This is a genomic window from Vibrio ishigakensis (assembly GCF_024347675.1).
GTDB classification, from domain to species: domain Bacteria; phylum Pseudomonadota; class Gammaproteobacteria; order Enterobacterales; family Vibrionaceae; genus Vibrio; species Vibrio ishigakensis.
In genome coordinates this window covers 825,135-851,202 of the sequence record NZ_AP024881.1, presented here as the reverse complement: position 1 = coordinate 851,202, position 26,068 = coordinate 825,135, and the positions used below count along the sequence as shown (strand labels likewise).

19 protein-coding genes and 2 tRNA genes are annotated in these 26,068 nt (G+C 46.5%); 15 read left to right on the top strand and 6 right to left on the bottom strand.

The window, feature by feature from the left end; genetic code table 11:
• Nucleotides 1-53: 53 nt before the first annotated feature.
• A complete protein-coding gene (gene sodB / locus Pcarn_RS04055; RefSeq protein WP_006712386.1) occupies nt 54-638 on the top strand; it encodes a superoxide dismutase [Fe] in 585 nt (194 codons plus the stop codon).
• 233 nt (nt 639-871) lie between these two features.
• The gene (locus Pcarn_RS04050) at nt 872-1,549 is read left to right on the top strand and encodes an SDR family oxidoreductase (protein WP_261835109.1); all 678 of its coding nucleotides are present in this window, start codon (nt 872-874) and stop codon (nt 1,547-1,549) included.
• Nucleotides 1,550-1,640: 91 nt separating this feature from the next.
• Here the strand turns inward: Pcarn_RS04050 and adhE are convergent, their stop codons facing one another.
• On the bottom strand, nt 1,641-4,340 hold the full coding sequence (gene adhE, locus Pcarn_RS04045; RefSeq protein WP_261835108.1) for a bifunctional acetaldehyde-CoA/alcohol dehydrogenase: 2,700 nt from the start codon (nt 4,338-4,340) through the stop codon (nt 1,641-1,643).
• 579 nt (nt 4,341-4,919) lie between these two features.
• On the opposite strand from adhE, the gene Pcarn_RS04040 reads away from it, so the two are divergent.
• On the top strand, nt 4,920-5,567 hold the full coding sequence (locus Pcarn_RS04040) for a YchE family NAAT transporter (protein WP_261835107.1): 648 nt from the start codon (nt 4,920-4,922) through the stop codon (nt 5,565-5,567).
• Between the two features lie 126 nt (nt 5,568-5,693).
• Nucleotides 5,694-6,584, top strand: a complete 891-nt coding sequence (locus Pcarn_RS04035) for an ion transporter (protein WP_261835106.1) — start codon at nt 5,694-5,696, stop codon at nt 6,582-6,584.
• A gap of 25 nt (nt 6,585-6,609) precedes the next feature.
• Here Pcarn_RS04035 and Pcarn_RS04030 read toward each other — a convergent pair whose 3' ends face one another.
• The 3 genes from Pcarn_RS04030 to yejK form a co-directional block, all read right to left on the bottom strand.
• The gene (locus Pcarn_RS04030; protein WP_261835105.1) at nt 6,610-7,521 is read right to left on the bottom strand and encodes a bile acid:sodium symporter family protein; all 912 of its coding nucleotides are present in this window, start codon (nt 7,519-7,521) and stop codon (nt 6,610-6,612) included.
• A 127-nt stretch (nt 7,522-7,648) separates the two neighbouring features.
• Nucleotides 7,649-8,764, bottom strand: coding sequence for an aspartate-semialdehyde dehydrogenase (gene asd / locus Pcarn_RS04025; RefSeq protein ID WP_261835104.1), 1,116 nt, complete (start codon nt 8,762-8,764; stop codon nt 7,649-7,651).
• Between the two features lie 182 nt (nt 8,765-8,946).
• Nucleotides 8,947-9,948, bottom strand: a complete 1,002-nt coding sequence (gene yejK, locus Pcarn_RS04020) for a nucleoid-associated protein YejK (protein WP_261835103.1) — start codon at nt 9,946-9,948, stop codon at nt 8,947-8,949.
• Nucleotides 9,949-10,032: 84 nt separating this feature from the next.
• Here yejK and Pcarn_RS04015 point away from each other — a divergent pair, with 84 nt between their 5' ends.
• The 8 genes from Pcarn_RS04015 (at nt 10,033) to Pcarn_RS03980 (ending at nt 15,215) form a co-directional block, all read left to right on the top strand.
• On the top strand, nt 10,033-10,248 hold the full coding sequence (locus Pcarn_RS04015; protein WP_261835102.1) for a YejL family protein: 216 nt from the start codon (nt 10,033-10,035) through the stop codon (nt 10,246-10,248).
• A gap of 24 nt (nt 10,249-10,272) precedes the next feature.
• A complete protein-coding gene (locus Pcarn_RS04010) occupies nt 10,273-12,069 on the top strand; it encodes a DUF3413 domain-containing protein (protein ID WP_261835101.1) in 1,797 nt (598 codons plus the stop codon).
• 2 nt (nt 12,070-12,071) lie between these two features.
• Nucleotides 12,072-12,148 (top strand) — tRNA-Pro (locus tag Pcarn_RS04005).
• Between the two features lie 133 nt (nt 12,149-12,281).
• A tRNA-Ser gene (locus tag Pcarn_RS04000) sits at nt 12,282-12,372 on the top strand.
• Between the two features lie 282 nt (nt 12,373-12,654).
• Nucleotides 12,655-13,173 (top strand): glycosidase, encoded by a 519-nt coding sequence (locus Pcarn_RS03995; protein ID WP_261835100.1) that lies wholly within the window; start codon nt 12,655-12,657, stop codon nt 13,171-13,173.
• A gap of 199 nt (nt 13,174-13,372) precedes the next feature.
• Nucleotides 13,373-14,161, top strand: a complete 789-nt coding sequence (locus tag Pcarn_RS03990) for a hypothetical protein (RefSeq protein ID WP_261835099.1) — start codon at nt 13,373-13,375, stop codon at nt 14,159-14,161.
• 115 nt (nt 14,162-14,276) lie between these two features.
• Nucleotides 14,277-14,612 (top strand): hypothetical protein, encoded by a 336-nt coding sequence (locus Pcarn_RS03985; protein WP_261835098.1) that lies wholly within the window; start codon nt 14,277-14,279, stop codon nt 14,610-14,612.
• A gap of 78 nt (nt 14,613-14,690) precedes the next feature.
• The gene (locus tag Pcarn_RS03980; protein ID WP_261835097.1) at nt 14,691-15,215 is read left to right on the top strand and encodes a CueP family metal-binding protein; all 525 of its coding nucleotides are present in this window, start codon (nt 14,691-14,693) and stop codon (nt 15,213-15,215) included.
• Nucleotides 15,216-15,256: 41 nt separating this feature from the next.
• Here the strand turns inward: Pcarn_RS03980 and fdhF are convergent, their stop codons facing one another.
• Nucleotides 15,257-19,444 (bottom strand): formate dehydrogenase subunit alpha, encoded by a 4,188-nt coding sequence (fdhF, locus tag Pcarn_RS03975; RefSeq protein ID WP_261835096.1) that lies wholly within the window; start codon nt 19,442-19,444, stop codon nt 15,257-15,259.
• Nucleotides 19,445-19,971: 527 nt separating this feature from the next.
• Here fdhF and Pcarn_RS03970 point away from each other — a divergent pair.
• Together Pcarn_RS03970 and Pcarn_RS03965 are read left to right on the top strand one after the other, a co-directional pair.
• Nucleotides 19,972-21,264, top strand: coding sequence for an outer membrane protein transport protein (locus Pcarn_RS03970; RefSeq protein ID WP_261835095.1), 1,293 nt, complete (start codon nt 19,972-19,974; stop codon nt 21,262-21,264).
• Nucleotides 21,265-21,304: 40 nt separating this feature from the next.
• A complete protein-coding gene (locus tag Pcarn_RS03965) occupies nt 21,305-24,016 on the top strand; it encodes an SO2930 family diheme c-type cytochrome (RefSeq protein WP_261835094.1) in 2,712 nt (903 codons plus the stop codon).
• Nucleotides 24,017-24,074: 58 nt separating this feature from the next.
• On the opposite strand, the gene Pcarn_RS03960 is transcribed toward Pcarn_RS03965, so the two are convergent.
• Nucleotides 24,075-24,818, bottom strand: coding sequence for a hypothetical protein (locus Pcarn_RS03960; RefSeq protein WP_261835093.1), 744 nt, complete (start codon nt 24,816-24,818; stop codon nt 24,075-24,077).
• 327 nt (nt 24,819-25,145) lie between these two features.
• On the opposite strand from Pcarn_RS03960, the gene Pcarn_RS03955 reads away from it, so the two are divergent.
• Nucleotides 25,146-26,057 (top strand): LysR family transcriptional regulator, encoded by a 912-nt coding sequence (locus Pcarn_RS03955; RefSeq protein WP_261835092.1) that lies wholly within the window; start codon nt 25,146-25,148, stop codon nt 26,055-26,057.
• The last annotated feature ends 11 nt before the right edge of the window (nt 26,058-26,068 follow it).

Below are 26,068 nucleotides of genomic sequence, written 5' to 3'. Positions count from 1 at the left end.
CATACTGGAAGCTCAGGGCTGACGAGCCCTACATTTAATGGAGAACCGAGCAAATGGCATTTGAACTACCAGCTCTTCCTTATGCAAAAGATGCACTAGAGCCACATATCTCTGCTGAAACTCTAGATTTTCACCACGGCAAACACCACAACACTTACGTGGTTAAGCTAAACGGCCTGATCCCAGGTACTGAATTTGAAGGCAAAACACTAGAAGAGATCGTTAAGACTTCTACTGGTGGTGTATTCAACAACGCAGCGCAAATCTGGAACCACACTTTCTACTGGCACTGCCTAGCGCCAAACGCAGGTGGCGAACCAACAGGCGCGGTAGCTGACGCTATCAATGCTGCTTTCGGTTCTTTCGAAGAGTTCAAGGCGAAGTTCACTGATTCTGCAATCAACAACTTCGGTTCTTCATGGACTTGGCTTGTTAAGAAGGCTGACGGTTCTCTAGAGATCGTTAACACTTCTAACGCAGCGACTCCTCTAACAGAAGAAGGTACTACTCCACTTCTAACTGTTGACCTATGGGAACACGCTTACTACATCGATTACCGTAACGTTCGTCCAGACTACATGAACGGTTTCTGGGCTCTAGTTAACTGGGACTTCGTAGCAGAAAACCTAGCTAAATAATCCGAGTTTTAACGGTTTATTCAAAAAGTCGCCTATGGCGGCTTTTTTTATGCAATTCAAACGGGTTTTATTGCACCTATTTAGCTGCCAAATGTGATCGACAACCAAATTCAAACAATTGCATATCACAATCCCCAACAAATCCCCTACTTGTTCACATCTTATTCACTATATTGAGCCGTATAACGATATAAATATTAGTCAGTGGCTTATTAATAACTTGGGGAAATGTCATGGTCATCAAAGGCGCAGTGGTGCTCATCACCTCTGCAGGCAGCATACTAGGCAGAAATCTAGCCCAGCACTTTGCTGGTATGGGCGGAAAGATAGTAGTAACAGATTGCGATAAAGCACTGTTAAAACAAACATATGCAGAATGCATTGAGGCTGGCTATCATGTTTACCCCTACCCGATCCCAGATTATTCTCAGCGCTCAGTAGACGAGCTGTTTAGCTTTATTGAATCCCACTTTGAACAAAGCGTCGATGTCCTTATTAATAATTGGCTCAACCGCCCTCTTCCTACCCTTATTAGCGCCTCTTCGGGAGAAGAATTTGGTTCTCAGTTTTCTGACCTTGCCCAGTCTATGTATAGCTTCGGCCACTCCTGTGCGGAGCAGATGTGTAAGTACCACAAACATGGCGTTATAGTAAATCTTCTTACCAATGAGTGCGTGGACAAGATTTTAGGTACTGAAAGCGCCAGTTCTATGGTGAGCGGCCTTACAAAAAGCTGGGCTAAAGAGTTAGGCCCTTTCGATATTCGTGTGGGAGGAATACTTCCAAGCGTGCATCATAGTCCACACGACGACTACCTACAGAGCTTTGCCCAGATAAAGGACGAACTGGTAAAAAATACTGAGTACATCATAGAGAACGATTCATTTAATGGTCGGGTGATGTCCTGCTAGCACTTTTCAATAAGCATTAAAAAACCCAGCTGTTTAGCTGGGTTTTTAGTATCTGAGATAGGAGCCGAGGCCCCTATCATGCTTAGCTTAATTAAGCTGAAGCTTTCTCTTTTTTCGCTTTAGGAGCTGGTTTTGCTTCCTGGTCAGCTTTCTTCTTGATTACTGTAGTGCCTTCGAAAGTTTCACCTTCAACGAATGCTTTACCGTAGTAAGAAGCTAGTAGAACTTCTTTCAGCTCAGAGATTAGAGGGTAACGTGGGTTCGCACCAGTACATTGGTCATCGAACGCTTCAACCGCTAGCTCATCTAGTTTCGCAACGAAGTCTGCTTCAGCAACACCAGCTGCTTGGATAGACGTTGGGATGTCTAGGTTGTGCTTAAGCTCTTCCATCCACGCTAGTAGACGCTCAATCTTCTGAGCAGTACGGTCACCTTCTTGGCTTAGGCCTAGGTGGTCAGCAACCTCAGCGTAACGACGACGTGCTTGTGGACGGTCGTATTGAGAGAATGCAGTCTGCTTAGTTGGGTTGTCGTTTGCGTTGTAACGAACAACGTTAGAGATTAGTAGTGCGTTCGCAAGGCCGTGTGGCAAGTGGAACTCAGCACCAATCTTGTGCGCCATAGAGTGACAAACACCTAGGAATGCGTTCGCAAATGCTACACCAGCGATAGTTGCTGCGTTGTGTACTTTTTCACGAGCGATTGGGTCGTTTGCACCGTTCGCGTAGCTTGATGGTAGGTACTCTTTAAGCATCTTAAGTGCTTGTAGAGCCTGACCGTCAGAGTATTCGTTCGCAAGAACAGAAACGTAAGCTTCTAGTGCGTGAGTTACTGCATCGTAACCACCGAATGCTGTTAGAGACTTAGGCATGTTCATAACAAGGTTCGCATCAACGATAGCCATGTTAGGAGTTAGCTCGTAGTCAGCTAGTGGGTACTTAGCACCAGTCTCGTCGTCTGTAACAACTGCGAATGGAGTAACTTCTGAACCAGTACCTGAAGTTGTAGTGATACATACAAGGTCAGCTTTTTGGCCCATTTTAGGGAACTTGTAGATACGTTTACGGATGTCCATAAAGCGCATTGCTAGTTCTTCAAAGTGAGTTTCTGGGTGCTCGTACATTACCCACATGATCTTAGCAGCATCCATTGGTGAACCACCACCTAGCGCTAGGATTACGTCTGGCTGGAAGCTTTGCATTGCTGCAGCACCTTTCTTAACAACAGATAGCGTTGGATCCGCTTCTACGTCGAAGAAAGTTTGAACTTCGATACCTTGAGCTTTCAGTAGTTGAACTACGTCATCAGCGTAACCATTGTTGAATAGGAAACGGTCAGTTACAAGGAACGCGCGCTTCTTACCTTCTAGGTCGCCTAGAGCGATTGGAAGGCTACCACGACGGAAGTAGATAGACTTAGGTAGTTTGTGCCACAACATGTTTTCAGCTCGCTTCGCTACAGTTTTCTTGTTGATAAGGTGCTTAGGACCTACGTTCTCAGAGATAGAGTTACCACCCCAAGAACCACAACCTAGAGTTAGAGACGGTGCAACGTTGAAGTTGTAAAGGTCACCGATACCACCGTGAGTAGTAGGGATGTTTACAAGGATACGTGCAGTCTTCATCTTGTCACCGAAGTAACGGATGCGATCAGCGTTTACGTCTTGGTTAGTGTAAAGACCAGATGTGTGACCGATACCACCGATTTCAACCATAGTTACCGCTTGAGCTACTGCGTCTTCGAAGTCGTCAGCGCGGAATAGACCTAGAGTTGGAGATAGTTTCTCGTGAGCGAACTCGTCGTCGTAAGACACTTTACCAATGCCTTCACCTACAAGAACTTTAGTATCAGCAGGAACTTTAACGCCCGCCATTTCAGCGATAGCTGGAGCTGGCTGACCAACGATCTTTGCGTTCAGGTTGCCGTCGATTAGAAGAACTTTACGTACCTTCTCAGCTTCTGCTTTAGATAGAACGTATGCTTTGTGAGAAGCGAAACGCTCTTTAACTTCGTCATATACAGAGTCAACTACGATTGCAGCCTGCTCAGATGCACATACTACACCGTTATCGAAAGTCTTAGACATTAGGATAGAAGCTACTGCACGCTTGATGTCAGCAGTTTCATCGATAACTACAGGAACGTTACCTGCACCTACACCGATTGCTGGCTTACCAGAAGAGTAAGCTGCTTTAACCATGCCTGGACCACCAGTTGCAAGGATAAGAGCGATACCGTCGTGCTTCATTAGGCCGTTAGAAAGCTCTACTGAAGGCTGGTCGATCCAACCGATGATGTCTTTTGGTGCGCCCGCAGCTACTGCTGCATCTAGAACTAGTTTAGCTGCATCGTTAGTAGAGTTCTTAGCACGTGGGTGTGGCGAGAAGATGATGCCGTTACGAGTTTTAAGTGAGATAAGAGACTTAAAGATCGCAGTTGAAGTTGGGTTCGTAGTTGGTACGATACCGCAGATGATGCCTACAGGCTCAGCGATAGTCATAGTGCCTAGGTTGTCGTCTTCTTCTAGAACACCACAAGTTTTTTCGTCTTTGTATTTGTTGTAGATGAATTCAGAAGCGAAGTGGTTTTTGATTACCTTGTCTTCCACGATACCCATGCCAGATTCTTCAACAGCTTGTTGTGCTAGAGGAATACGAGCTTGGTTAGCTGCTAGAGATGCAGCACGGAAGATTGCATCAACTTTCTCTTGAGAGAAGGTTGCAAATTCTGCTTGAGCCGCTTTAACGCGAGCTACTAGAGCGTCTAGTTCAGCCATATTTGTTACAGGCATAATTAACTCCTAGAGATTTCAAATTAAAAACTTTTTAGTAAGTTTTCGTCAGTGAACAAATCAACTTAGTAAATAGCTTTCACGAACGAGTATATTATTTCGAACCCCGAAGTAAATTGACTTAGATCACTTTCCTGAAAGGAATTACCCCTAAATGGTTATTAGAAGAGCTAAGTCTAAATCATTGTTTTGTATGACAATAATACATTACTACAAGAAAGCTATTTGTTAATGAAAGCGCGATACATTTACGTAAATTTAATCAAGATACGTAGCTAATTTTCACTTATTGTGGACCATAGGTCTCGTGCCAGACATTAGTATAACTATAAGTAGGTACATCACCACTAAAATTATCAAATTCACAAATATTTCATTACATTACTCCAACTATTAATTATCACACCACTAAATGGGTAAGAATCCTTTTGAACACTGGATTGGTTAAAAATCTCACATTAGTTTTTCTTGGGCATAGAACTTGCTTATTCAAAAAATTTTCATTGGAGTGAAAGTCGACTGTGCATTAAAGTAGCGCCCAATTATAAAGCTCCCTTACTTTTACCTGAGGACCTCTAAGTGCAAGGTGTAGACATCGCCATCTATCTACAATTTTTTGTAGGCCTGTTTGCTATCGTAAACCCAGTTGGGATCATGCCGGTGTTCGTTTCGCTCACCAGTCACCTGTCCCCGGAAGAGCGCATCAAGACCGCGTCTACGGCTAACATCGCCGTTGCTGTGATTCTGATTGTGTCTCTGTTTGCCGGTCAAATGCTACTAGACATGTTTAGCATCTCACTGGATTCGTTTCGAATCGCAGGTGGCTTACTTCTACTTACCATTGCATTTGCCATGATGAATGGTCAATTGGGTGAGCAGAAGCAGAACAAGCAAGAGAAAGCCGAGAGCATCAGTAAAGAGCAAGTGGGTGTCGTTCCCCTAGCTATGCCTTTGATGGCAGGTCCAGGCGCTATCAGTTCAACTATTGTGTTTGGCTCTAACCACACAGGCCCGGTCGATTACCTAGCAATCACGATTACAGTGATGGTTTTTGCTTTCTGTTGTTGGGTTCTATTTCGCTCAGCACCTCTGATCGTACGTTTCCTAGGTCAAACCGGGATCAACGTAATTACCCGTATCATGGGTCTTATCCTTGGTGCACTGGGTATCGAGTTCATTGCGGGTGGATTGGGCGCTCTATTCCCTGGATTGGTCATCGTCGGCTAATCTTCTTCTATATATAGAGGGAACAAACGGTCAGCGTCAGTGCTGGCCGTTTTTGTATTTGGCGTATTTAGGTAAAGACTATTGCCTAACTAATGCTATCCTTTTGATATCAAAAGCCTTATCACAATGACTATGCCACACCCAGAAGAAAGCTTACGCTATAAGCTGTACGTTATTATCTTTCGTACCGACACGCCCGCAGGGCGCGCCTTCGATATCGCACTGATCGTCACCATACTCGCATCCTTGTTTGTTCTTATAATGGGTTCGATCGGGCACATAGCAGAAGACTATGCCTTTGAGCTTGGTAAGATTGAACTCACCTTCACCGTACTCTTTACCATAGAGTATCTGCTGCGCCTCTACTGTTCTCCAAAGCCTTGGGCCTACGCCAAGAGCTTCTATGGCATTGTCGACTTAGTCGCAATACTGCCTTTCTATATTGCGCTTCTGATTGCCGATGCTCACTTCTTAGGTGTAGTACGTCTGCTGAGGGTAATGCGTATCTTCCGTATCCTGAAACTGGTGAAGTTCATTCAGGACTCCAACGTCATTATGCGTTCCCTGTGGAACTCAAGACGCAAGATCTTCGTCTTCTTTAGTATGGTCGCCATCTTGGTCACCATCTTCGGTGCCCTTCTATACGTAATAGAGGGACCAGAAAACGGTTTTACCAGCATTCCGACTAGCATCTACTGGGCAATTGTAACTATTACTACGGTTGGGTATGGGGATATCTCACCAGTGACCCCTATTGGCAGAGCCATCGCATCCCTAACCATGCTACTGGGTTACTCCATACTGGCAGTGCCAACAGGCATAATCACTGCAGAGATGAGCCAAGAGTTAAAAGAGCAGAAAAAAGAGTATCGTGACCACAGAAATTTGGTGATGTGCCCTAACTGCATGAAGAACGACCATGAACCTGATGCCTTCCACTGTAAACACTGTGGTAGTGAACTGCCCAATCATGAAGAGCGGGTGGTAAAGGTTACCGACAATAACGACTACAACTAAAAAAGCGCCCTTGGGCGCTTTTTCGTTAGTTCGCTTTTTTATTGGACCAATATCCGGCCAAGATGGAGCCTGATATATTGTGCCAAACTGAGAACAGCGAGCCCGCCACTGCCGAGGCAGGACTAAAGAATTTCATCGCCAATGCCGTGGCAAGGCCAGAGTTTTGTAATCCAACCTCAAACGCCACTGTGCGGCACACTTTCTCTTCAAAGCCGATCATTCGACAAGCGGTATAACCCAAGAAAAGACCCGCACCATTGTGCAGCACCACGGCTAGCGCAACGATTGGACCTATGGATACAATCTGCGAGGCATTAAGTGCTACCACGGTTGCGATAATAATGACGATAGCCACCATAGAAACCAAAGGTAGAACTGGCTCAAGTTTGGCGGTCTGTTTATGGAATAGTGTATTTACTAGAAGACCGATAGACACAGGTACAAATACTATTTTCACTAGGCTCATCAACATACCTAAAACAGGTACATCTACCGACTTGCCTGCAAGCAACTCAACTAATAGTGGGGTAAGCAGAACACCAAGCAGTGTCGAGATAGCCGTCATAGTGATAGAAAGCGCCACATCACCTTTAGCTAGATAGCACATAACGTTAGAGGAAGTGCCACCAGCAACGCTGCCCACCAGCACCATGCCGACGGTGAGTTCGGCATCGAAACCAAGAATCATACTTATCAGCAAAGCAACCAAAGGCATGATGGTAAACTGCAAAATAACGCCGATGGTCACGGCTTTACGATTAGCTACCACGTTGACAAAGTCTTTCGGTTGTAAGGTAAGTCCCATCGCTAACATGATAATAATAAGCAAAGGAACTATGGCGGTTTTGAAGCCGACAAAGGTGCTTGGGGCGAAGAAGGCGATAAGGGCAAACAACAATGCCCAAAAGGGGAAAAGTTTGGTGATTTTATTAAGCATCTCAATCCATCGAGTTATGAAAAAAACTGCATTAAGATAACACTTTAGTCACCTGATAAGTGTCTAAATTTAAACGAAAAAGCCAGCGACATTGCGCTGGCTTTCTAAATTTATATAGCTGTTTATATTACTTCTCAGCAAGGATGATGCGTAGGGTACGACGAAGTGGCTCTGCCGCGCCCCAAAGCAGTTGGTCTCCTACGGTGAAAGCATTTAGGAAATCATTACCCATCGCCATCTTACGAAGACGACCTACAGGTACAGACATGGTGCCAGTTACTTTAGCTGGAGTTAGCTCTTGAGCCGTGATGTCACGCTCGTTCGGGATAACCTTAACCCAGTCATTGTGAGTGCCGATCATCTCTTCAATCTCGTCCATAGGCACATCTTGCTTCAGCTTGATAGTTAGCGCCTGAGCGTGACAACGCATTGCGCCGATACGCACACAAGTACCATCGATAGCGATTGGGTTGCCATCTAATCCAAGGATTTTGTTCGCTTCAACGCCCGCTTTCCACTCTTCTTTACTCTGGCCGTTTTCACGCTTAACGTCGATCCATGGGATCAGAGAGCCAGCTAGAGGTGCACCGAACTGGTCGATTGGGAAGCCATCACCGCGGATGGTTTCTGCTACCTTACGGTCGATATCTAGAATAGAGGTTGCTGGGTCTGCTAGCTCTGTCGCTACTGATTCCTTGATGACGCCCATTTGTGAGATAAGCTCACGCATGTTCTTCGCACCAGCACCAGAAGCGGCTTGATAGGTCATTGCGCTCATCCACTCAACTAGGCCTTTCTCATATAGGCCGCCAAGTGCCATCAGCATCAGGCTCACTGTGCAGTTACCGCCAACGAAGGTAGTTGTGCCTGAGTGAATGCCTTGCTGAATTTGCGCAAGGTTCACTGGGTCTAGGGTGATGATGGAGTCTTTGTCCATACGCAGAGTCGATGCCGCATCAATCCAATAGCCTTTCCAACCCGCTTGCTTTAGTGCAGGGTATACACGCTCTGTGTAGCTGCCACCCTGACAGGTGATGATAGCGTCTAGCTGTTTTAGGCTTTCGATGTCGTAAGCATCTTGCAGATTACCTGCATCTTTACCCATAAACACTGGGGCTGGGATACCCACTTGAGAGGTGCTGTAAAATACAGGCTCGATCAAATCGAAATCACGCTCTTCTACCATACGCTGCATCAGGACAGAACCCACCATGCCGCGCCAGCCAACTAAACCTACTCGCATCATCATTTACTCCATGTACTTGGTGTACTAACACAGACCCACTGCACTAGCATAAAAATTTTAAGTACCCCCATATTTAAAAAATTGAGCAGCAAATGACAAGCGATTTTATTCACTAAGCGTAAAAAAAACGCAACCCTAGGGGCTGCGTTTGTCTAAACCATTGTTTTTACTAGTTTCCACTAACCTTTGCGGGTCAGTTGGTCCCTTAGGTTCGGCGGAGTACCTTTGATAGTCAAGGTGTCAGTTTCTGGGTCGTAGAAGACACGCTCGCCCATTAGCAATGAGTCAAAGCTGATATTCAGACCACCACCAGCGCCAACAAACTTAGTTAGCTTGCGCACGGTAGCTCTATCACCAGGGAAGCTTTCTTCAAGCTCATAGCCCTGTTCCTCTGTGAACTCAGAAAAACTAGTGCCTTCATGGCTCTTTGGAAGTTCAGCGGAAAGCTCAGCAACCTCTACCTCATCGCCCGATTTGATCTGCTCATTGCAGTAATCTGCTACCTGCTTGCGATAAGAGTCGGCTTCGTCTTTTTCAAACTTAGCGTCTGAAACAAAGTCCTCTACCGCCTGCATCAGTACTAGGTTTTGCTGTTTAGTATCTAAACCAGTCTCAGCCTGCAAAAAGTCTAAGAAAAAGTCGGCAACCTTACGGCCTACGCGGCCTTTCACATAGGTTAGATAGCGGTTTGATTCTCTGTCGGTTTCATAGGTAGAAAGATCAACGCGGGCAGCAATGTCCATCTTAGCGATATCTAGATAATCGGTAGCGCTAATCTCAAGACCTTCAGTAATCTTTAAGCTCTCATTCGATGGCAGTAGACCAATAAACAGATAGTCTGTCGCCAAAGATTGATAGTGCGCCAGAATCAAAAAGCCTTCTTCCGCGAAAGAGTACTTAGCGATCTCAGAGACCAAACGCTTGGCACTATTTTGTGAGAAAGTGTAAAAGCCTAGGTCTTGTGCAAGCATCTCATTCAGCCAGCCTTGGAACTCGCTCTCTTCTCCAAATGAGCCAAAACCCTTGCCCGCCTTTGCGTTGAACACTCTGTGCAACTCAGCGACTAAACTTTCCGAAGAAGCATCATTAGTCAACGCTGATTCACGAAACTTGACCTCAAGTTGTTGGTCTGCATCTTTAACTAATTGATGTAAAATGACATTAGATAATTGTAAACTCATGGGAGATTTCTATCTCTTGTGCTTTCAGTTATAAACGAGAGTAGGTTATCATATGCCGAATCCACTATCATTAGCAGAGTAATTATGCCTATTACATCAAAATACAGTGACGAAAAAGTTGAAACCATGCTGGCAGAGATCGCAGCCGTGCTAGACAAGCACGAGTCGACGCCAGAGTTGAGCTTGATGCTGGTAGGTAATATCGCGACTAACGTTCTAAATCAAAACGTTGCCAAAGGCCAAAGAAAGGCCATCGCAAAAACTTTTGCTAACGCGCTGATTGCGTCTGTAGAAGACTAAGCCGAAATATAAGAACCGAATTTCATGGTAAACAGCGGTAACTCATACGCAGAACGCGTTTCTAGGCTAGTGAGTTGGGGACACTGGTTCAGTTTCTTCAACGTCATCATCGCCATGTTGATAGGCACGCGCTATATCGCCGAGTCTCCTTGGCCTGACAGCTTTGTTGGTCAAGTCTACTTGTTCTCCTCATGGGTGGGACACTTCGGCTTCCTGATCTTTGCACTCTATGTGCTTCTGCTCTTCCCGCTCACCTTTTTGATCCCTAACTACAAGCTGTTTAGGATCGTGGGTGTGCTTGCCTCTACCGCTGGCTTAACCGTACTTCTCCTAGATACACAGGCATACGAAGAACTCAATCTTCACTTGAACCCTATTGTGTGGGAGTTGTTACTCAGTGACGACAAGAGTGCCATTAATGCTAAATGGCAATATCTGTTCGTCCTAGTTCCTATCATCTTTATCGTTGAACTCGCTCTTGCAGAGTGGGTTTGGCGCAAGCAAAGAAAACTCTCTCACAAGCGTATCGGTCGCCCTATTGCGGGAGTATTCTTTGTTGCCTTTATCTTCAGTCACCTTGTTTACATCTGGGCTGATGCAACCTTCTATAACCCTATCACTAGCCAGAGAGCCAACTTCCCGCTCTCGTATCCTATGACGGCGAAAAGTTTCTTGGAGCGTCAAGGCTGGCTTGATAGAGAAGAGTATCAACAGCGTGTGGAAAGAGGTGAAGCCAATACCGAGGTATTGACCTATCCGCTAGAGACCCTTCTGGTGAACAAGAAGAAGAGCAAGGATTACAACTTGTTAGTGCTAGTGGTCGATAACTTGCGCGCTGATACGGTCAATAAAGATGTGATGCCAAACCTCAGCAACTTCGCAGCTGAAAACCAAAACTTTACCCATCACTTTAGTTCGGGTAACGACAACATGGGTGCGTTCGGTCTCTTCTACGGTATCCCTGCGACCTATGTTGCCAACATGCGTTACCACGAGACGCCGCCGATCTTTATGGAGCAGCTTGAGTATCGCAACTACAAGCTAGGCTTCTTTAGCGGTGATAACTTCGACGCATCGGTTTATCAAGACGTGGTTCTTGAGCCGTTCCAGAAGTATGTTTTTGAGTCCAAGAATCCAAGTGATACCAGCGCATTAGCTAACTGGGAAAACTGGGTGAACAAGCGTAAAAGCACTTGGTTTAGCATCCTTCAGCTGAGTGAGATGCGTGACTTTGAAGACAATGTTTCTGATTCCGCGACCAGTAATGCTAGCGATCGCCTCCGCTCTGCCTATGACAGTAGCGCAACTAAGGTAGATGATTCTATCGAGCAAGTTCTGCAAACTCTTGAGCAGAAAGGCATTATGGATAACACCGTAGTTGTGGTGACCTCAGACCACGGTTGGGAGTTTAATGAGACTCGCACCAACAGCTGGGGCGCAAATACTAACTACAGTAAGTATCAGCTACATGTGCCTATGATAGTGCATTGGCCGAACAAGCCAGCACACACATGGGATCACGTGACCAGCCACTTCGATTTGTCGGTAACCCTGATGCAAGACCTGCTTGGTGTGACCTCTAACCCAGTTGACTTTAGTAGTGGTAAGAACCTATTTGATGATAGCCGCCGTCGCTGGACCATGGCTGGAGATGCTCGTGAGTTCGCGCTTATCTCAAGCAATGACATCACTGTGCTAGACAAGTATGGCAACTACAAGGTTTACGATCACAACTATCGTCGTGACCGCGAGGCGAAACCAAAGCTGTCCGTTATAATGCAAGGCCTGTCTGAAACTAAGCGTTTCTACGACAACCATTAATACGGACTGTAGCGCAGCTTGGTAGCGCATCCGCCTGGGGGGCGGGGGGTCGCAGGTTCAAATCCTGTCAGTCCGACCATAGAATTTATAAAGGAGCCATTGGCTCCTTTTGTTTTTTTAAGGCTATTTCCGTTCGTTCGACTACAAAGTAATCACTTAAACAAATTAGGGGTTTACAAGTTTGGTAGGGCTTTATATTATAGCGCCCACACGGAGAGATGGCTGAGTGGTCGAAAGCACCGGTCTTGAAAACCGGCAACCGTTAATAGCGGTTCTAGGGTTCAAATCCCTATCTCTCCGCCACATTAGAAACCCTAGCAGAAATGCTAGGGTTTTTTCGTTTTAGGGTACCTTGCCTGTATATTGAAGTGCCCCCTTAAAGTTAGACATTTCTCTTAAGCGACTTTCAAGGCCTGGTTTCGATATTCTATCGGAGTCAGGCCTTTCAGTTTCTCTTTTGCACATTTAGTTATCTTTTTCACATATTACAGTTCAGATATTTAAATTCCCGACACTTTAAGCTCATGATAGATGCAGTTCTAATTTTAATTAGTTCTGAATCGAATAATAAAATAAGGAAATAACGTGAAAAAAATCATTCTAAATACGGCTTGCACCCTTGCAGCTGTATCTGTTTTATCCGCTTGTTCATCAGCACCAAATGAGACCGTAACTCAAGAAGAAGCAATGACTGCTCCAGCCTTTACTACTGCAAACATGGAATTGATGTCCGATTGCAGCCTTCCTAACTCAGCAGAGGCTGGTCCACTGTCTAAAGAAATCTATGTGGTCGGTAGTTTCCCTAGAGCAAATTGGAAGCATGTCGCAGAGCGGAAATTGGCATACAAAGGAAATAACATCTACCAGATCGTCATCGAAGAGGCTGCCGGTGACTATAAAATGCAATATGCTGCTGATCAGTGGAAGCCGCAGTTTACCGCTGAGGGCAAGAGTCTAACCGTTGGCCAATTAAACAAACTAACCTATGGCGGATACGGCACGGACACAAAAGTTGAAATTAAAGAAGCAGGTAAATATCTGTGGAGCTTAGAATTCAAAGACAGCGGTGAGCCATATTCTATATTGCTCACTAAGTGCCAGTAGTTTTAGTACTTAAAGTCTGCGAATTGTATAAACGCAAACATCAGATACAAGCTAGGATATAACCAATGCTTGTATCTGATATAAGCATTGGTCAATAGACCTCTATCTCGCCAATCATTAGACTCCCCTGCGGTCTCAGTCTACTCACTGAAACCCATGCCTATTCCCCTTTAGTGCTTTATTCGGAGTCCATCCCTCAATGCAAAAATTAGTTTCTAAAAGCCTTGTTGCACTACTTCTGAGCCCAACCTCTATGCATGTGTTGGCCGAAGAGATGGCTGACAACAAAAAACAAACTGCAGAGAAAAGGGATATCTATGATAACGAGAACAAGGATGCGAACGACCCCACACGTGTTATGACCAAGTTGGGGATCGGTGGCGATTATAACTTTGAAACGGAAGACTTTGGATATGCCATTTCTGGCTCCATTGGTCTAAGTGAAGCACAGAAGATTAACGCTCGCTATCATCCCGAGACACAAGAGTGGAGCTTGGGTGGTTCTTGGCTATTTGATTTTGGTATCGTCAACTTCAACTTCGGAAAGAGCGAGTACGACGACGGCTCCAACTACAACAACTACAGCGTAGGCACCTTTGTACCTCTATCTGAGTTTGGTTTCGAGCCGGCAGGCTGGCAGATCTTCCCTATGGCTGGTTTTAACTATACCGATGGTGAGCGCCCGCTAGATGCTGGAGACCCTGAATTCGACCCGTCCAACCCATATGTACTCCATCCTAGCGACAGTACCGGTGGATACGTTGGCTACTTCGCATTAAAACCTATCAACAAAGAGTTCACTACCCTCACCTTTGCCGGTGTATCTATGGGCTCTGATGACTATTTTGGCTATTGGTTGGGTGCCGGTCTTGGCTACAACTTCACACCAAAAGATTCTATTAGTTTATTTGGTTTGGTCATGGATAACGACTATGGTTCAGATCAAAAGATTATCCTGTCTTATAGCCACACCTTCTCTGGTATTTAATCGATGACACCGAGTTTTTGCTCGGTGTTACTCCCTGTTGCAAAATTGACATACAAACCCATTTCTAGCGCTTATAATAGGCTCACTTTTGCTCCCGACCTTGTCGATATTAATAATGAAAAAGAGCGCTATTCTTTTGTCTTTTCTGGCTTTAGCCGGCTGTACACATAACCAATCAAAGGCATTAAACGTTAATACCTCTTCGGTTAACGTCTATCCACAGTACATGACTAACCTGCAACTGTGTGACACCCTCTATTACAATCGTGCCACCAACCAAACCAAAGCCGCTATCGGTAGTGAGTTCAATCGCCGTAAACTCTCGAAAAGCTGGTGTCAGCGAGAAACCAATAAACTTTATCTAACAAAAACAGTCCACTGGATTGTTAAAAAAGTCGAAGACGACAAAACCCAAGAAGAACCCACCCCAGTTCAGCCCATCGCAAAATAGCCGGCATTTATTGTTGACCTAGGTGCAGGTCATAGGTCTTAAGCTCCTCAATATCAGATACGAAATTGAGGAATAAAGATGAAGGCAATAAACAAATTAGTCGCTGGGGTTATGCTTTTGGCTAGTTTCAGTGCCCTTGCTAGCCAAGGCAGTGAGTTTGAAAAACTTACGCCTGAGCAGGCACTTGTGCAAGCCAACCAGTGGTATGGTTCAAACCAAGCTAGCGTGCAGATCTTCCCAACCTATATCACTGCTAATTTTGCCGATGGTAGCCACGCCAATATCCCAATTACAGATAAACACCCTATTTCTATCGCCCCCTATATCAATCACTCCCATCCTTGCGATTTCCACGTCGCTACAGGCTGTACTCGAGAGTTAAAGGGAGTAAAGGTAGGCGTGACCGTCTATGACGAGTCTAATCATAAACAACTAATGCAGAAGATGATGACCACTAACCCAAATGGTTTTGTGGATCTCTGGTTACCGAAAGATAAGAAAAACCTAACTGTCGTAATTCATTACAAGGGAAAAGAAGCCAGAAAAACACTGGCAACCGGTAAGACCGATCTTACCTGCATTACCGATATGAAACTCATCTAGAACTAAAAAAACCAGAGTCCTTCGACTCTGGCTCTACACATTTAAACTTGTTCAGCAACTTTCCGCTCTACCCTAACCGCAGCCACCTTAAACTCAGGTATCTTGGCATGGGGATCTTTCGCAGTATTCGTCAGTCTGTTTACTGGTGATTCCACAAAGTGGAATGGAATAAACACCACACCAGTTTGAATTCGCTTAGTCACAAAGGCGGCGATATCGATACTACCCCTGCGGGTTGAAACCGTCAGCATATCACCATTACCAATACCTAGCTCTTCTGCATCTGCCACGCTTATCATGGCTCGAGGACCCGCCAGTTTATCTAGGCCTTTGGTCTTGCGAGTCATGGTTCCGGTGTGGAACTGCTCTAGGATACGGCCTGTGGTTAGGATTAGCGGATATTCTTCGTCCGGGAGTTCAGCTGCATACCTAAAGGGGATCGCTTCCATCTGACCGCGACCACGGGTGAACTGGGTCTTGTGCATGATACGTGTGCCCTGCGGGTTATTCTTGTTGCTTGGCCACTGCATCCCATGCGCAGGGATCGCTTCCCATCTCAGACCTGCATACTGAGGTGTCACGCGAGTGATCTCATTGGTGATTTCGCTAACATGTCGATAACCCCAATCGCTACCCATTGCCTTAGCGATGTCTTGGATGATCATCCAATCCTCGCGTGCTTCCCCTGGTGGATTAACCACAGGGTTGAGTCTCTGCACGCGGCGCTCGGTATTGGTAAAGTGTCCTGCCTTTTCAGCAAATGAACATGAGGGTAATACCACATCGGCATATTGAGCCGTCTCGGTGAGGAAGATATCTTGAACTACCAAGAAATCTAGCGCCTCTAGCCCTTCTAGCACGTGCGCCTGATCAGGGTCGCTCAATACTGGGTTCTCCCCCATCACGTACAAGCCACGTACTTCACGCTTGCAGGCGGCATCGATAATCTCAGTAAGGGTTAAGCCCGTTTCTGTTGGTAGATTTGGCGCATCCCATTCGATGGCAAACTTCTGATGCACTAGAGGGTTGTAGACCTTTTGATAGCCAGGGAAATTGTTCGGTAGGGCTCCCATATCACACGCGCCTTGCACATTCGACTGACCACGCAGTGGGTTAATACCGCCCCCCTCAATGCCGATGTTACCGCACAGCATTTGCAGGTTCGCGATAGAGCGTACATTGTCGTGACCCGTAGTGTGCTGGGTAATGCCCATCGCATAATAAACGGCGGTGCGTTTTGCGGTGCCTATGGTGCGCGCCATAGCGAAAATATCTTCTGCCTTGATACCTGTAACTAGCTCAACCTTATCTAGGGCATAGCTTGGAGACATCACCTCTTGTAGCAAGGTATCGAAGCCGTCTACACGCTCTTCGATATACTCCCTGTCATACCAACCGTTCTTGATGATCTGCTGCATTACACCGTTTATCAGCATTACATCAGTTCCAGGTCGCTGCGCCATATAAAGCTCTGCATGATCAGCCAGTTCGATACGCTTAGGGTCAGCAACAATCAGCCTAGCTCCATGATGGCGAACCGCTTGCTTAATGTGTGATGCGATGATCGGGTGTGCCGCTGTGGTGTCAGAGCCAATAACAAAGATGACATCAGAGTGCTTTATACTCGGTATGTCATTGGTCATAGCACCGCTACCTAGCGACGCTTCAAGTCCAGTTACAGTTGAAGCGTGACAAAGACGAGCGCAGTGATCGACATTGTTAGTACCTAGCTCTCGGCGAACAAACTTCTGGAAGGCATAGTTATCTTCGTTAGTAGTTTTAGCCGAAGAGAAGCCCGCAAGCGCGTTACCACCAAAGCTTTGTTTGATAGAAGTGAACTTGCTTGCCACCAGCTCTATCGCCTCTTCCCAAGAAGCCGGCTGAAGCCAACCGTCTTTGCGGATCAGGGGCGTCGTAAGGCGCTCGTCACTGCCAATGAAATCAAAGCCAAAGCGACCTTTAACACACAGCATACCCTCGTTGACCGGTGAATCGCCTCCCTTCACGTAGCGGATCTGGTTAGCATCTTCATCCACATGCATAGAGACCTTACAGCCCACTCCGCAGTAGGTGCAGATGGTATCCACCACCTTAAGGTTTTCGATGCGACCTTGGGCACGGTCGCGACCATCCATCATAGCGCCAGTGGGGCAGACCTGAATACAAGCACCGCACTGCACACAAGCTGAATCCCCCATTAAGGTTTGATTCGGACCAAAACTAGGACGACACTCAGGTCTAGAGCCAGGTCTGCCATCTTTATTGCTCATAAAGCTCAGCACGCCATGAACCGACTGTTCACGACACGCCTGCACGCACTGACCACAGCTGATACAGCGGTTGGCATCAAACACGATAAACTCTGAGCTGTTATCTACACTGAATTTTTGTCTAGTGTCACTGTTGCGGATAGCTTGCCAATCACAATCAGATTTAATCTCTATATTGGTCTGGCTTGCACCATATTCAGTAGAATAATCGCGTAGGTCGCAGTTAGTATTCGCCTGACAGCCACACTCTAGACACCTCGCCGCTTCAGCCATAGCTTCAGCATTGTCGAAACCAAGCTCTACCTCAGCAAAACTCTGCTCACGCTGAGCACTGCTCAGCTCAGGCATGAGCTTGCGCGCAACTTTCTGAATGTTTTCAAACTGAGCCGAGTCTACCTGCTTTAGAGCCTTACCCTTGCGCGCATTGAACGGAGTGACTGGAATGTTTTCCATATCCCCATCGAAGAATCTGTCTATGGCTTCAGCCACCACACGCCCATCGGCGACCGCCTCAACTGCAGTCGCAGGACCACGCCTAAAATCGCCAATACTAAAGATATTGCCACTACCAGTATGCATGGTGTCAGGGTTTACATCGGCGGTATTCCAGCGAGTCAGCGGGATTTCCACTGGCTCATCTTGCATAAAGCTAAGATCCGGTTTTTGTGATACCGCAGCTATCACTGTATCAAAGGCTTCGGTAAAGAACTCACCGGTTGCCTTCGGGCTGCGTCGACCAGAGGCATCCGCAGGTCCTAGCTCCATCTTCTCAAGACGAATCGCCTCGACGCGGCCATCACTGCCTGCAATATTCTCCGCAGGGTTAGTCAAAAAGTGAAACTTAACTCCCTCGTGCTCTGCCTCTTCAATCTCGTAGTCTTCCGCGGGCATCTCGGCACGGGTACGTCGATAGATAAGCGTAGTATCGGCACCGTCACGTACTGCAGTTCGGGCGCAATCAATCGCCGTGTTACCGCCACCTATGACTGCGACCTTTTTACCGGTCAGATAGTTTTTGTCAGTGACATAATCCTTAAGATAATCCACCCCTAGGTAGCAGCCATCTAGGTCGCTACCTGCATAGTTCATCTCTACTGCCTTTGATGCGCCAACGGCGAGACAGACAGCGTCATACTTCTCACTGAGCGAAGAAAGAGTAATATCCTCCCCCAGCTTTTTGCCACACTCGATCTGCATACCATTACGGCACATCAGCTCTATCTCTTTATCGAGAATGCTCTTAGGCAGTCGATATTCAGGGATGCCGTAACGAAGCCAACCACCAGCGTGTGGCATAGACTCGAATACAGTGACCTCATAGCCCTCATTGGATAGATAATAACCTGCAGTCAATCCACCCGGTCCACTTCCCACAATGGCAATGTGCTTATTTTTATCGGCTTTTTTCTGTGGCATATAGGCTTCTTGAGCCTCGAGGTCCGCATCCGCTGCATGGCGCTTTAGCTGGCGAATAGCGATCGAGTCATCCACCAAACCTCGGCGGCATTCTGTCTCGCAGAATGCAGGACACACACGACCAATAGAGAGAGGCATAGGTAAGGTGCGTTTGATCACCTCGATGGCTTTTTGATGATCATTTTGAGAGATGTGATAGAGATAAGACTGAATGTCGACACCAGCTGGACACGCCGTTTTGCAGGGAGCCTCGCAGTCCGCATAGTGGTCAGTCATGATGCGGTCGAGGGCTTTCTTTCGATGTGCGCTAAGATATTCAGAATGAGTTACCACACTCAGCCCCTGATACACATCTAATTCGCACGAGCGTTGAATACCGCCACTTTCAACCTCTACAACGCAGAGATCACAGGGAACTTTCTCGTCGGTTTTATTTGCGCCGCAAAGAGAGGGGATCTCTACACCACACACCTGAGCGGCCTCAAGCAGTGTCAGTCCTTCTTCCACTACTCGATACTTACCGTCTATCACAATCTGGACCATGGGAGCCTCCTAGGCACACTTGTGTTCACTTCGATGAACTTTTTTCTTTTTCTTCTTAGTTAACCACAAAAATAATATGGTTATATGGTGCACCATCTTACTATGAAGAAATAAATCACGTCCAATTGTCATACAAAATAGACAACTGGTAGGAGGATCACTCTAAATTACCTATTATCCCGAATAAAAACAGGGGCTTTCGATAATAAATATTCACACAATGAATACATATGAGCAACATTTGAAACTAGTGCTTCACCACATTAGTTTACAGGTCTACAAAATAAACACTTGTTTTAATTTATCTAATTTAGCCATATAAATCATATAATTAACCATAAAAACATCATTCAAATCTATATGAGACTCACATAACACTTTTGTGAACATTTTGTTACAGATAGGTTAAACAACTCTAATGTATCTTGGTGCGCATATTTATTGATACATCAATCAGCATGGCGTGCGGGCACTTAAACAGTGTCGCTAAGGATAGAACGCATTACTGTCGTACATGGAGTTACATTGTGGATTTGAAGTCACGAAATACTGCACTCTCTTTGGCCATCACCATGGCCTTCAGCGCTCCAGCTGTTCACTCTGCTGGGTTTCAATTAACTGAACATTCAGCCGCTGGTCTCGGTAGGGCCAATGCCGGTGAAGCCGCCATAGCCGATGGCTCATCGGTTATGGCTCACAACGCAGCCGCAATTACTCGATTCGATTCGTATGAGCTATCCCTTGGTGCGGCTTATGTCGATGCTGAGGTTAAGGCTACGGGTAACACTACTGATGCTAGTTTCAACAATCAGCTAACCAATAATGATGTAGTTGATGATGTAGTCATCCCCTCTTTCTATCTGGCAGGTCCTATCAATGAATCCTGGTCATGGGGGCTGGCTGTGTTTACCGACTTTGGCCTTTCAACAAAGTATCCGGCCGACTACTTAGCCGGTCCTATCGGTGGAGAAACCACTCTCGAGACCATCAACTTTAACCCTAACATTGCTTATCGAATCAATGATCAGTGGAGTGTCGGCGCTGGTGCAAGCGTTGTCTATGGTAAAGCCAAGGTAGTGCGCACCTTAGGTATCTTGGCTGATGCCTCCAACCTTGAGAATGGAACAAACTTCGCTCGCTCTGATATCGCTCGCTCTTTGGGTGGCGATGGTTGGGGCTACGGATTCAACCTCGGTGCCCTTTGGGAGATCAATGAGAACCACAGATTTGGTTTGAGCTATCGCTCCAAGGTTGATGTAGAGTTCGATGGCGATTACACCTCTGATGTACCTAGCGCCATCATCATGCCTGGGGAAACTCGCTCTGGTGACCTTACCCTCAACCTGCCAAGCATTGCGGAGTTTTCTGGTTTCCATCAACTGTCAAACAGTTTCGCCCTTCACTACAGCGTCATGATGGTGGGGTGGGATGTATTTGAGGAGCTAAAGGCCACGGTTGATGGACAAGAAGTGCTGCAAAAAGACGAGAACTTCGACAACTCGTTTAAGTACGCTATCGGCGCTACCTATAACCTAACTTCGGCATTTACACTTCGTGCTGGCGTCGCTTATGACGAGACACCCAACGTCAATGACCCAAGTATTAGCCTCCCAGATACAGACCGCATCAACTATAGCGTGGGGGCAACCTATGCCTTTACTCCAAACAGCCGTCTTGATCTTGGGTTTACCTTCGTAAACGGTGAAGAGAATACCTTCACTGAACCACTAGAGCCGGATTCCTTACCTGGTGTGGACATACCACTGCGCACCAAGGGTGATGCCTATGTATATGGCATCCAATATAACCACACGTTTTAGCCGTTCATAGCGACATCAAGTTTAGTTACAGGGAAGAATTATGATGAATGGAATTTACAAAACGGTTATCGCTACCGCCATCAGCTCCGCAATGCTAGTGGCCTGTAATAGCGAGGACTATGACGAACCCAATACCTCCACCAGCTATGAGCTCTCCAGCTATGGCGAACCGGTTATGTGCGGTGATGGCCAAGAATGGGCCAGCCCAGAAGAAGTTACTGCCATTGAGAATCTGGTGGAACTTGCCGAGGATAACAGCGTAGTTACTCTACCTGCTGGCTGTTTTAAAATGAATAATCAGCTCACCATCGACTCCAAAAACAACCTAGTTCTTCGCGGTGCGGGCATAGATAAAACCTATCTCGACTTTAGTAATGTCGACGGTAAAGACGGCATTGCCATCAGTGGTGGCTCTAACATCACAATTGAAGACCTGCAGGTGGCCGAAGCCTCTAAGAACGGCATCAAAGCCGATGGCGTTGAAGGCATCATAATGCGTGACGTCTCAACGGTGTGGATGGAGGTTCCCCGGGCGCGCGATGAGAACGGTAACCTTCGCGGCACCTATGGTATTTATCCGGTTAAATCGCAGAATGTCTTGATTGAGGATACTTGGTCCTACGGCAGTGCCGATGCGGGTATCTATGTAGGCCAAACCATAGGTGCAGTAATTCGCCGAAACGTTGCCGAGAAGAACATTGCCGGTATCGAGATTGAGAACAGCTCCAATGTGGATGTGTACCAAAACCTAGCGATAGGTAACACAGGTGGCGTGTTGCTGTTTGACCTTCCAGGAGCAACCACCATAGGCCGTTTGATTGATGACGTGCGCGTGTTCGACAACGTTATTCGTGACAACAACCTAGTGAACTATGTCGATACTACCTGTGAAAATGGACTTGGAGGCTGTGGCGTGGTCGGCATCGTGCCACCGGGTACGGGTATTGTTGTACTCTCTGGTCGCAACAGTGAGTTCTTTAATAACACTATAGAAAATCACGACTCGATGGCGCTGGCGATGACTAGTTATCTGCTAGTAAATGATAACCCTGAGGCCTACAGTCCACTTAATGGTACTTCTGAGGGCAACGCAGTAATGAACGGCTGGAACCCAGTTCCAACCAATATGTATCTACACGACAACAAGGTCACCAATGTCGGAGCCAACCCTAACGGCTCTTTGATTGAGGATATGATCCTTGCTTATACCCTAGAGCATCAAGCCTTCCCTGCCATGTTCTACGACGGCGCGGGTGAGTCCTTGATTCGCTCTCAGATGTTTGCTCCCCTTCGTGATGCTTTAAATGGCATGACCCAAAGCAACAACTGGGATTACCTGACTAACTTCACCGAACAAGACAGCAACTGCTTGGTAAACAATGGCGCTAGTGTGGGTGTTCTCGTCGACAACACTGATCCAATGGGAATCCTGCGCTATGCCGAGAATAGCGCTAATGCCGACTTCCTGTTTGAACAAGAGCAAAAAACACTGCTCACTGCAGGCTGTGACTCTAAGGTTTCTCTTGAGCCAAACACTGTCACCATCAATGGAGTGGAATATGGCATCAACCAAGAGGAACAAGACGACTCAGCTTCCAATACACCAAACATCCCTAACGGCATAGTCGGTAATGACCTGTGTACCACAGATGTAAACGGCATTAACTGGGATGCAATTACCCGTGAGAGCGCATCATATGGTGAAAACTGCACCAGTTTGTCTCACTACAATCTGTTCAAGGACGCGAAAGACCCAACCCAGAACCTGAACCTAGATGCGTCAGCGAAAGGAACTTTGTATGAGATGAACGTTGAGCTATTTACGGATTATTCTCGCAAATACCGCTTTGTAGTTATGCCAGACGGCGTTTCTGCGGGTTATCGTGAACAAGAGGTGTTTGATTTCCCTGTTGGCACAGTGCTCATCAAAACCTTTGTGTTGCCAAGCAATACCACCAACGCTCGCGGTCAAAATGAAGAGCTCATCGAGACTCGTCTATTGATCCATCGCACCAGTGGTTGGGTGGCACTGCCTTATGTATGGAACGAGGATAAAACTGACGCGCAATTAACTGCAGTATCGGTTCCGTTCGAGCGTAGCATTGTTCACGATGGAGAGACACTAAGCTTCACCTACGAGGTGCCGAGCCGTAACGAATGTACCCTATGCCACAAGGTGGAAGCCGATGTTGCTGACCCTGTGGGAAGCACACAACCAAAAGGCTTCTCACCAATCGGGCCTAAGACTCGCAACCTTAATAGCGTACAAGCAACAGTGAGTGGTTCCAACCAACTGACCCACTGGGAAACCCTAGGCCTATTCAACGCGGCTCTGCCAAATACACCGGAGAACCTGCCTAAGACCCCTGTGTTTGACACGGAGTCTGGTGCGAGCAATCTAACCGATGATGAGCTCCTTGATTATGCGAAGGCGTACCTAGATGTTAACTGTGCTCACTGTCACCGCACCGAGGGTAAAGCAGCCAGTAACCCATTCAAATTTGAATACTGGAGAGACGGCATCGACCAGATGGGTATCTGTGCTCGAGGCATCACCTTCCACAAAGGGCCATCACCTTACGTAATCGTACCGGGAGATGCAGACAACTCAGTGCTTCACTACCGCATCAATGTTGATAACGGCAACATGATGCCAGAGCTAGGTCGTCATGTGGTTCATAAAGAAGGGGTTGCCCTTATTCGAGACTGGATCAACTCAATCGATGCAGGTTCCTGGAACTGCGTAGAGTAAAAGTAAAACAGCCGCTTCAGCGGCTGTTTTTTTACAACTACCAGTAGTAACTACAAGCTTAAAAATAGAACTTGTAGTTCGCCCACACCACGGTGTCATCGATATCTAAAGATTGTTGGCTAGTCTTCATGTAACCAGAGGTGTTATCGATTCTAAGCTGGCCCCAGCGAGTCTTATCTTTGGAGAATGGAGTGGCAATCATGACGGTTGATTTCAAGAGCGACGTTTCTATATCACCATCGAGGTAGTTGTATTCAGGCCAAGCGCCGATATAGGTGCCGTCTTTACCTATGGTGTACATCATATAAAGTGCACCGGACACACCATATGCCTCGCTGTCTTGAGCATCGAATGCCGTAACCGATGCGTCAGAGTATTCACCTGCAAGTACACCCACTCGAGGAAAGATCTGCAAGCCATCAACACCTGGGTTAATCGCCAAAACGCCCCCTAGAGATGCAGAGGTAAACATGTCGTTGTCGATAATATCTAACGATACTGCCGCCCTTGGTACGACGCGGTTGGTGGTCGAGAACACATGGAAATATTGCAATCGACTATCAGAGTAATGACCATCACGGTCCATAGTGCCCTCGATAGTCAGCATACCGGTCTGCTTGTCACTAAAGTTGAAGTCTCCAGAGATAGAGCCCTTTAGGCTGCCCTGATTATTCAAACCGAAATATGCGGAGGTGCTAGTCTCAGTAAGATCTGATGGATTCGGTTCTGACTCTTCAGCCATTGCAGGCGTAGCCATCCCAAGTGCTGACAGTATCAGCGTTAATTGCGTGAGTTTTTTCATTTTGATTACCTATATGTGTTTGTATATTGCACCCCCTGTACAAATGAACCTGAGTTCTGTTGCTTCCTTAACGCGGTCATTCTCAACTACTACTGAAAAAACTCGAACTTCGATATGACGAGCCACATCCGTCATATATAGTGAATTTGAAAGAATAAGCACGACAATTACTAAAGCGAAAATGAGTGAATCAGAGATCTAAAAGTCTAAAATAAAAACGCAAATAGAAGTGGAACCTAGCTGGTTAAACGAGCGGGTTCTGGCATTTCTACATATAAGTGTTAGTGTTAAAACTGAGCGAAAAATCAATGAGTTGGATGATCTAATATGAGTTTCAGCATCGAGCAGCTATCTGCATTTGTCACCGTCTATGAAGAGCAGTCTTTCAGCCGTGCAGCGGCGAAGCTAAATAAACATAGGACTACTACAGGGCAGGTAATTGCCAATCTCGAGGATATCCTCGCTGTTGAGCTGTTTGATCGCGTCGGTCGCTCGGTTATCCCTACCGAGGAAGGAGAGCTTCTTTATCACTACGCCAAGTCGGTAATCGACCAATCGAACATCTTTGACAAAATTGCTTTAAGCCTCGCCTACGGAACCTTAGAAGGGGTCAATATTGGCTATTCAAGTGTCACCCCACACGGACTACTGGCACTGATTCGTGAGCAATTGGCGCAAGATTTTCCGAACATGAAGGTCAATTTCTTAGTGATGAATAAAGCGCAGGTACAAGAAGGATTGGATTCTGGAGATGTACACTTTGGTTTAGTTAATATCGATAAAGGAAAAGGTATGTATGGCAAGGATTCTACCTTCCTTGGGCATATGGAGTTCTTACCCTTCGTAAAAAAAGGCGGCGCATTATCGGGCTTGCCGGAGGACGAAGCATTACGAGCGCTGCGAACCACACGCCAATTTGTGCTTAGGGCGTTTACTCACGATGGATTAAAAGAAAAGGTGGTGGTTTCTGCTGATAACGAAGAGGTGGATCAGCTATCTCTTGCGATCAAACTTATCCAGTCTGATCTCGGGTGGGCCTGGCTTCCGAGAGTGTTGTCAGAATCTCCCTATATTACCGAGCATCTGGAGCCTATCGAGGTCAAGGAGCTGAAGGCGAGCTTCAAGTTCTCTTTTGCTCTATGGAACCCTCATTCAAAGCAGGTTCTTACTGTGAAGAAATCAATTATTAAAGCGGTTGATGACTATATAGCGCACTTTCGCTCTCTACAGGTGGACTAAGGGCTTCCATG

Bases quoted from the DNA above. Each gene is read 5' to 3' on its own strand.
- sodB (WP_006712386.1), top strand. From the start codon at position 54: ATGGCATTTGAACTACCAGCTCTTCCTTATGCAAAAGATGCACTAGAG.
- Pcarn_RS04030 (WP_261835105.1), bottom strand. From the start codon at position 7,521: ATGCTTAATAAAATCACCAAACTTTTCCCCTTTTGGGCATTGTTGTTT.
- Pcarn_RS03955 (WP_261835092.1), top strand. From the start codon at position 25,146: ATGAGTTTCAGCATCGAGCAGCTATCTGCATTTGTCACCGTCTATGAA.
- Pcarn_RS04010 (WP_261835101.1), top strand. From the start codon at position 10,273: ATGGTAAACAGCGGTAACTCATACGCAGAACGCGTTTCTAGGCTAGTG.
- Pcarn_RS03965 (WP_261835094.1), top strand. From the start codon at position 21,305: ATGATGAATGGAATTTACAAAACGGTTATCGCTACCGCCATCAGCTCC.
- fdhF (WP_261835096.1), bottom strand. From the start codon at position 19,444: ATGGTCCAGATTGTGATAGACGGTAAGTATCGAGTAGTGGAAGAAGGA.
- Pcarn_RS04050 (WP_261835109.1), top strand. From the start codon at position 872: ATGGTCATCAAAGGCGCAGTGGTGCTCATCACCTCTGCAGGCAGCATA.
- asd (WP_261835104.1), bottom strand. From the start codon at position 8,764: ATGCGAGTAGGTTTAGTTGGCTGGCGCGGCATGGTGGGTTCTGTCCTG.
- Pcarn_RS04035 (WP_261835106.1), top strand. From the start codon at position 5,694: ATGACTATGCCACACCCAGAAGAAAGCTTACGCTATAAGCTGTACGTT.
- yejK (WP_261835103.1), bottom strand. From the start codon at position 9,948: ATGAGTTTACAATTATCTAATGTCATTTTACATCAATTAGTTAAAGAT.
- Pcarn_RS03980 (WP_261835097.1), top strand. From the start codon at position 14,691: ATGAAGGCAATAAACAAATTAGTCGCTGGGGTTATGCTTTTGGCTAGT.
- Pcarn_RS03985 (WP_261835098.1), top strand. From the start codon at position 14,277: ATGAAAAAGAGCGCTATTCTTTTGTCTTTTCTGGCTTTAGCCGGCTGT.
- Pcarn_RS04015 (WP_261835102.1), top strand. From the start codon at position 10,033: ATGCCTATTACATCAAAATACAGTGACGAAAAAGTTGAAACCATGCTG.
- Pcarn_RS03960 (WP_261835093.1), bottom strand. From the start codon at position 24,818: ATGAAAAAACTCACGCAATTAACGCTGATACTGTCAGCACTTGGGATG.
- adhE (WP_261835108.1), bottom strand. From the start codon at position 4,340: ATGCCTGTAACAAATATGGCTGAACTAGACGCTCTAGTAGCTCGCGTT.
- Pcarn_RS03990 (WP_261835099.1), top strand. From the start codon at position 13,373: ATGCAAAAATTAGTTTCTAAAAGCCTTGTTGCACTACTTCTGAGCCCA.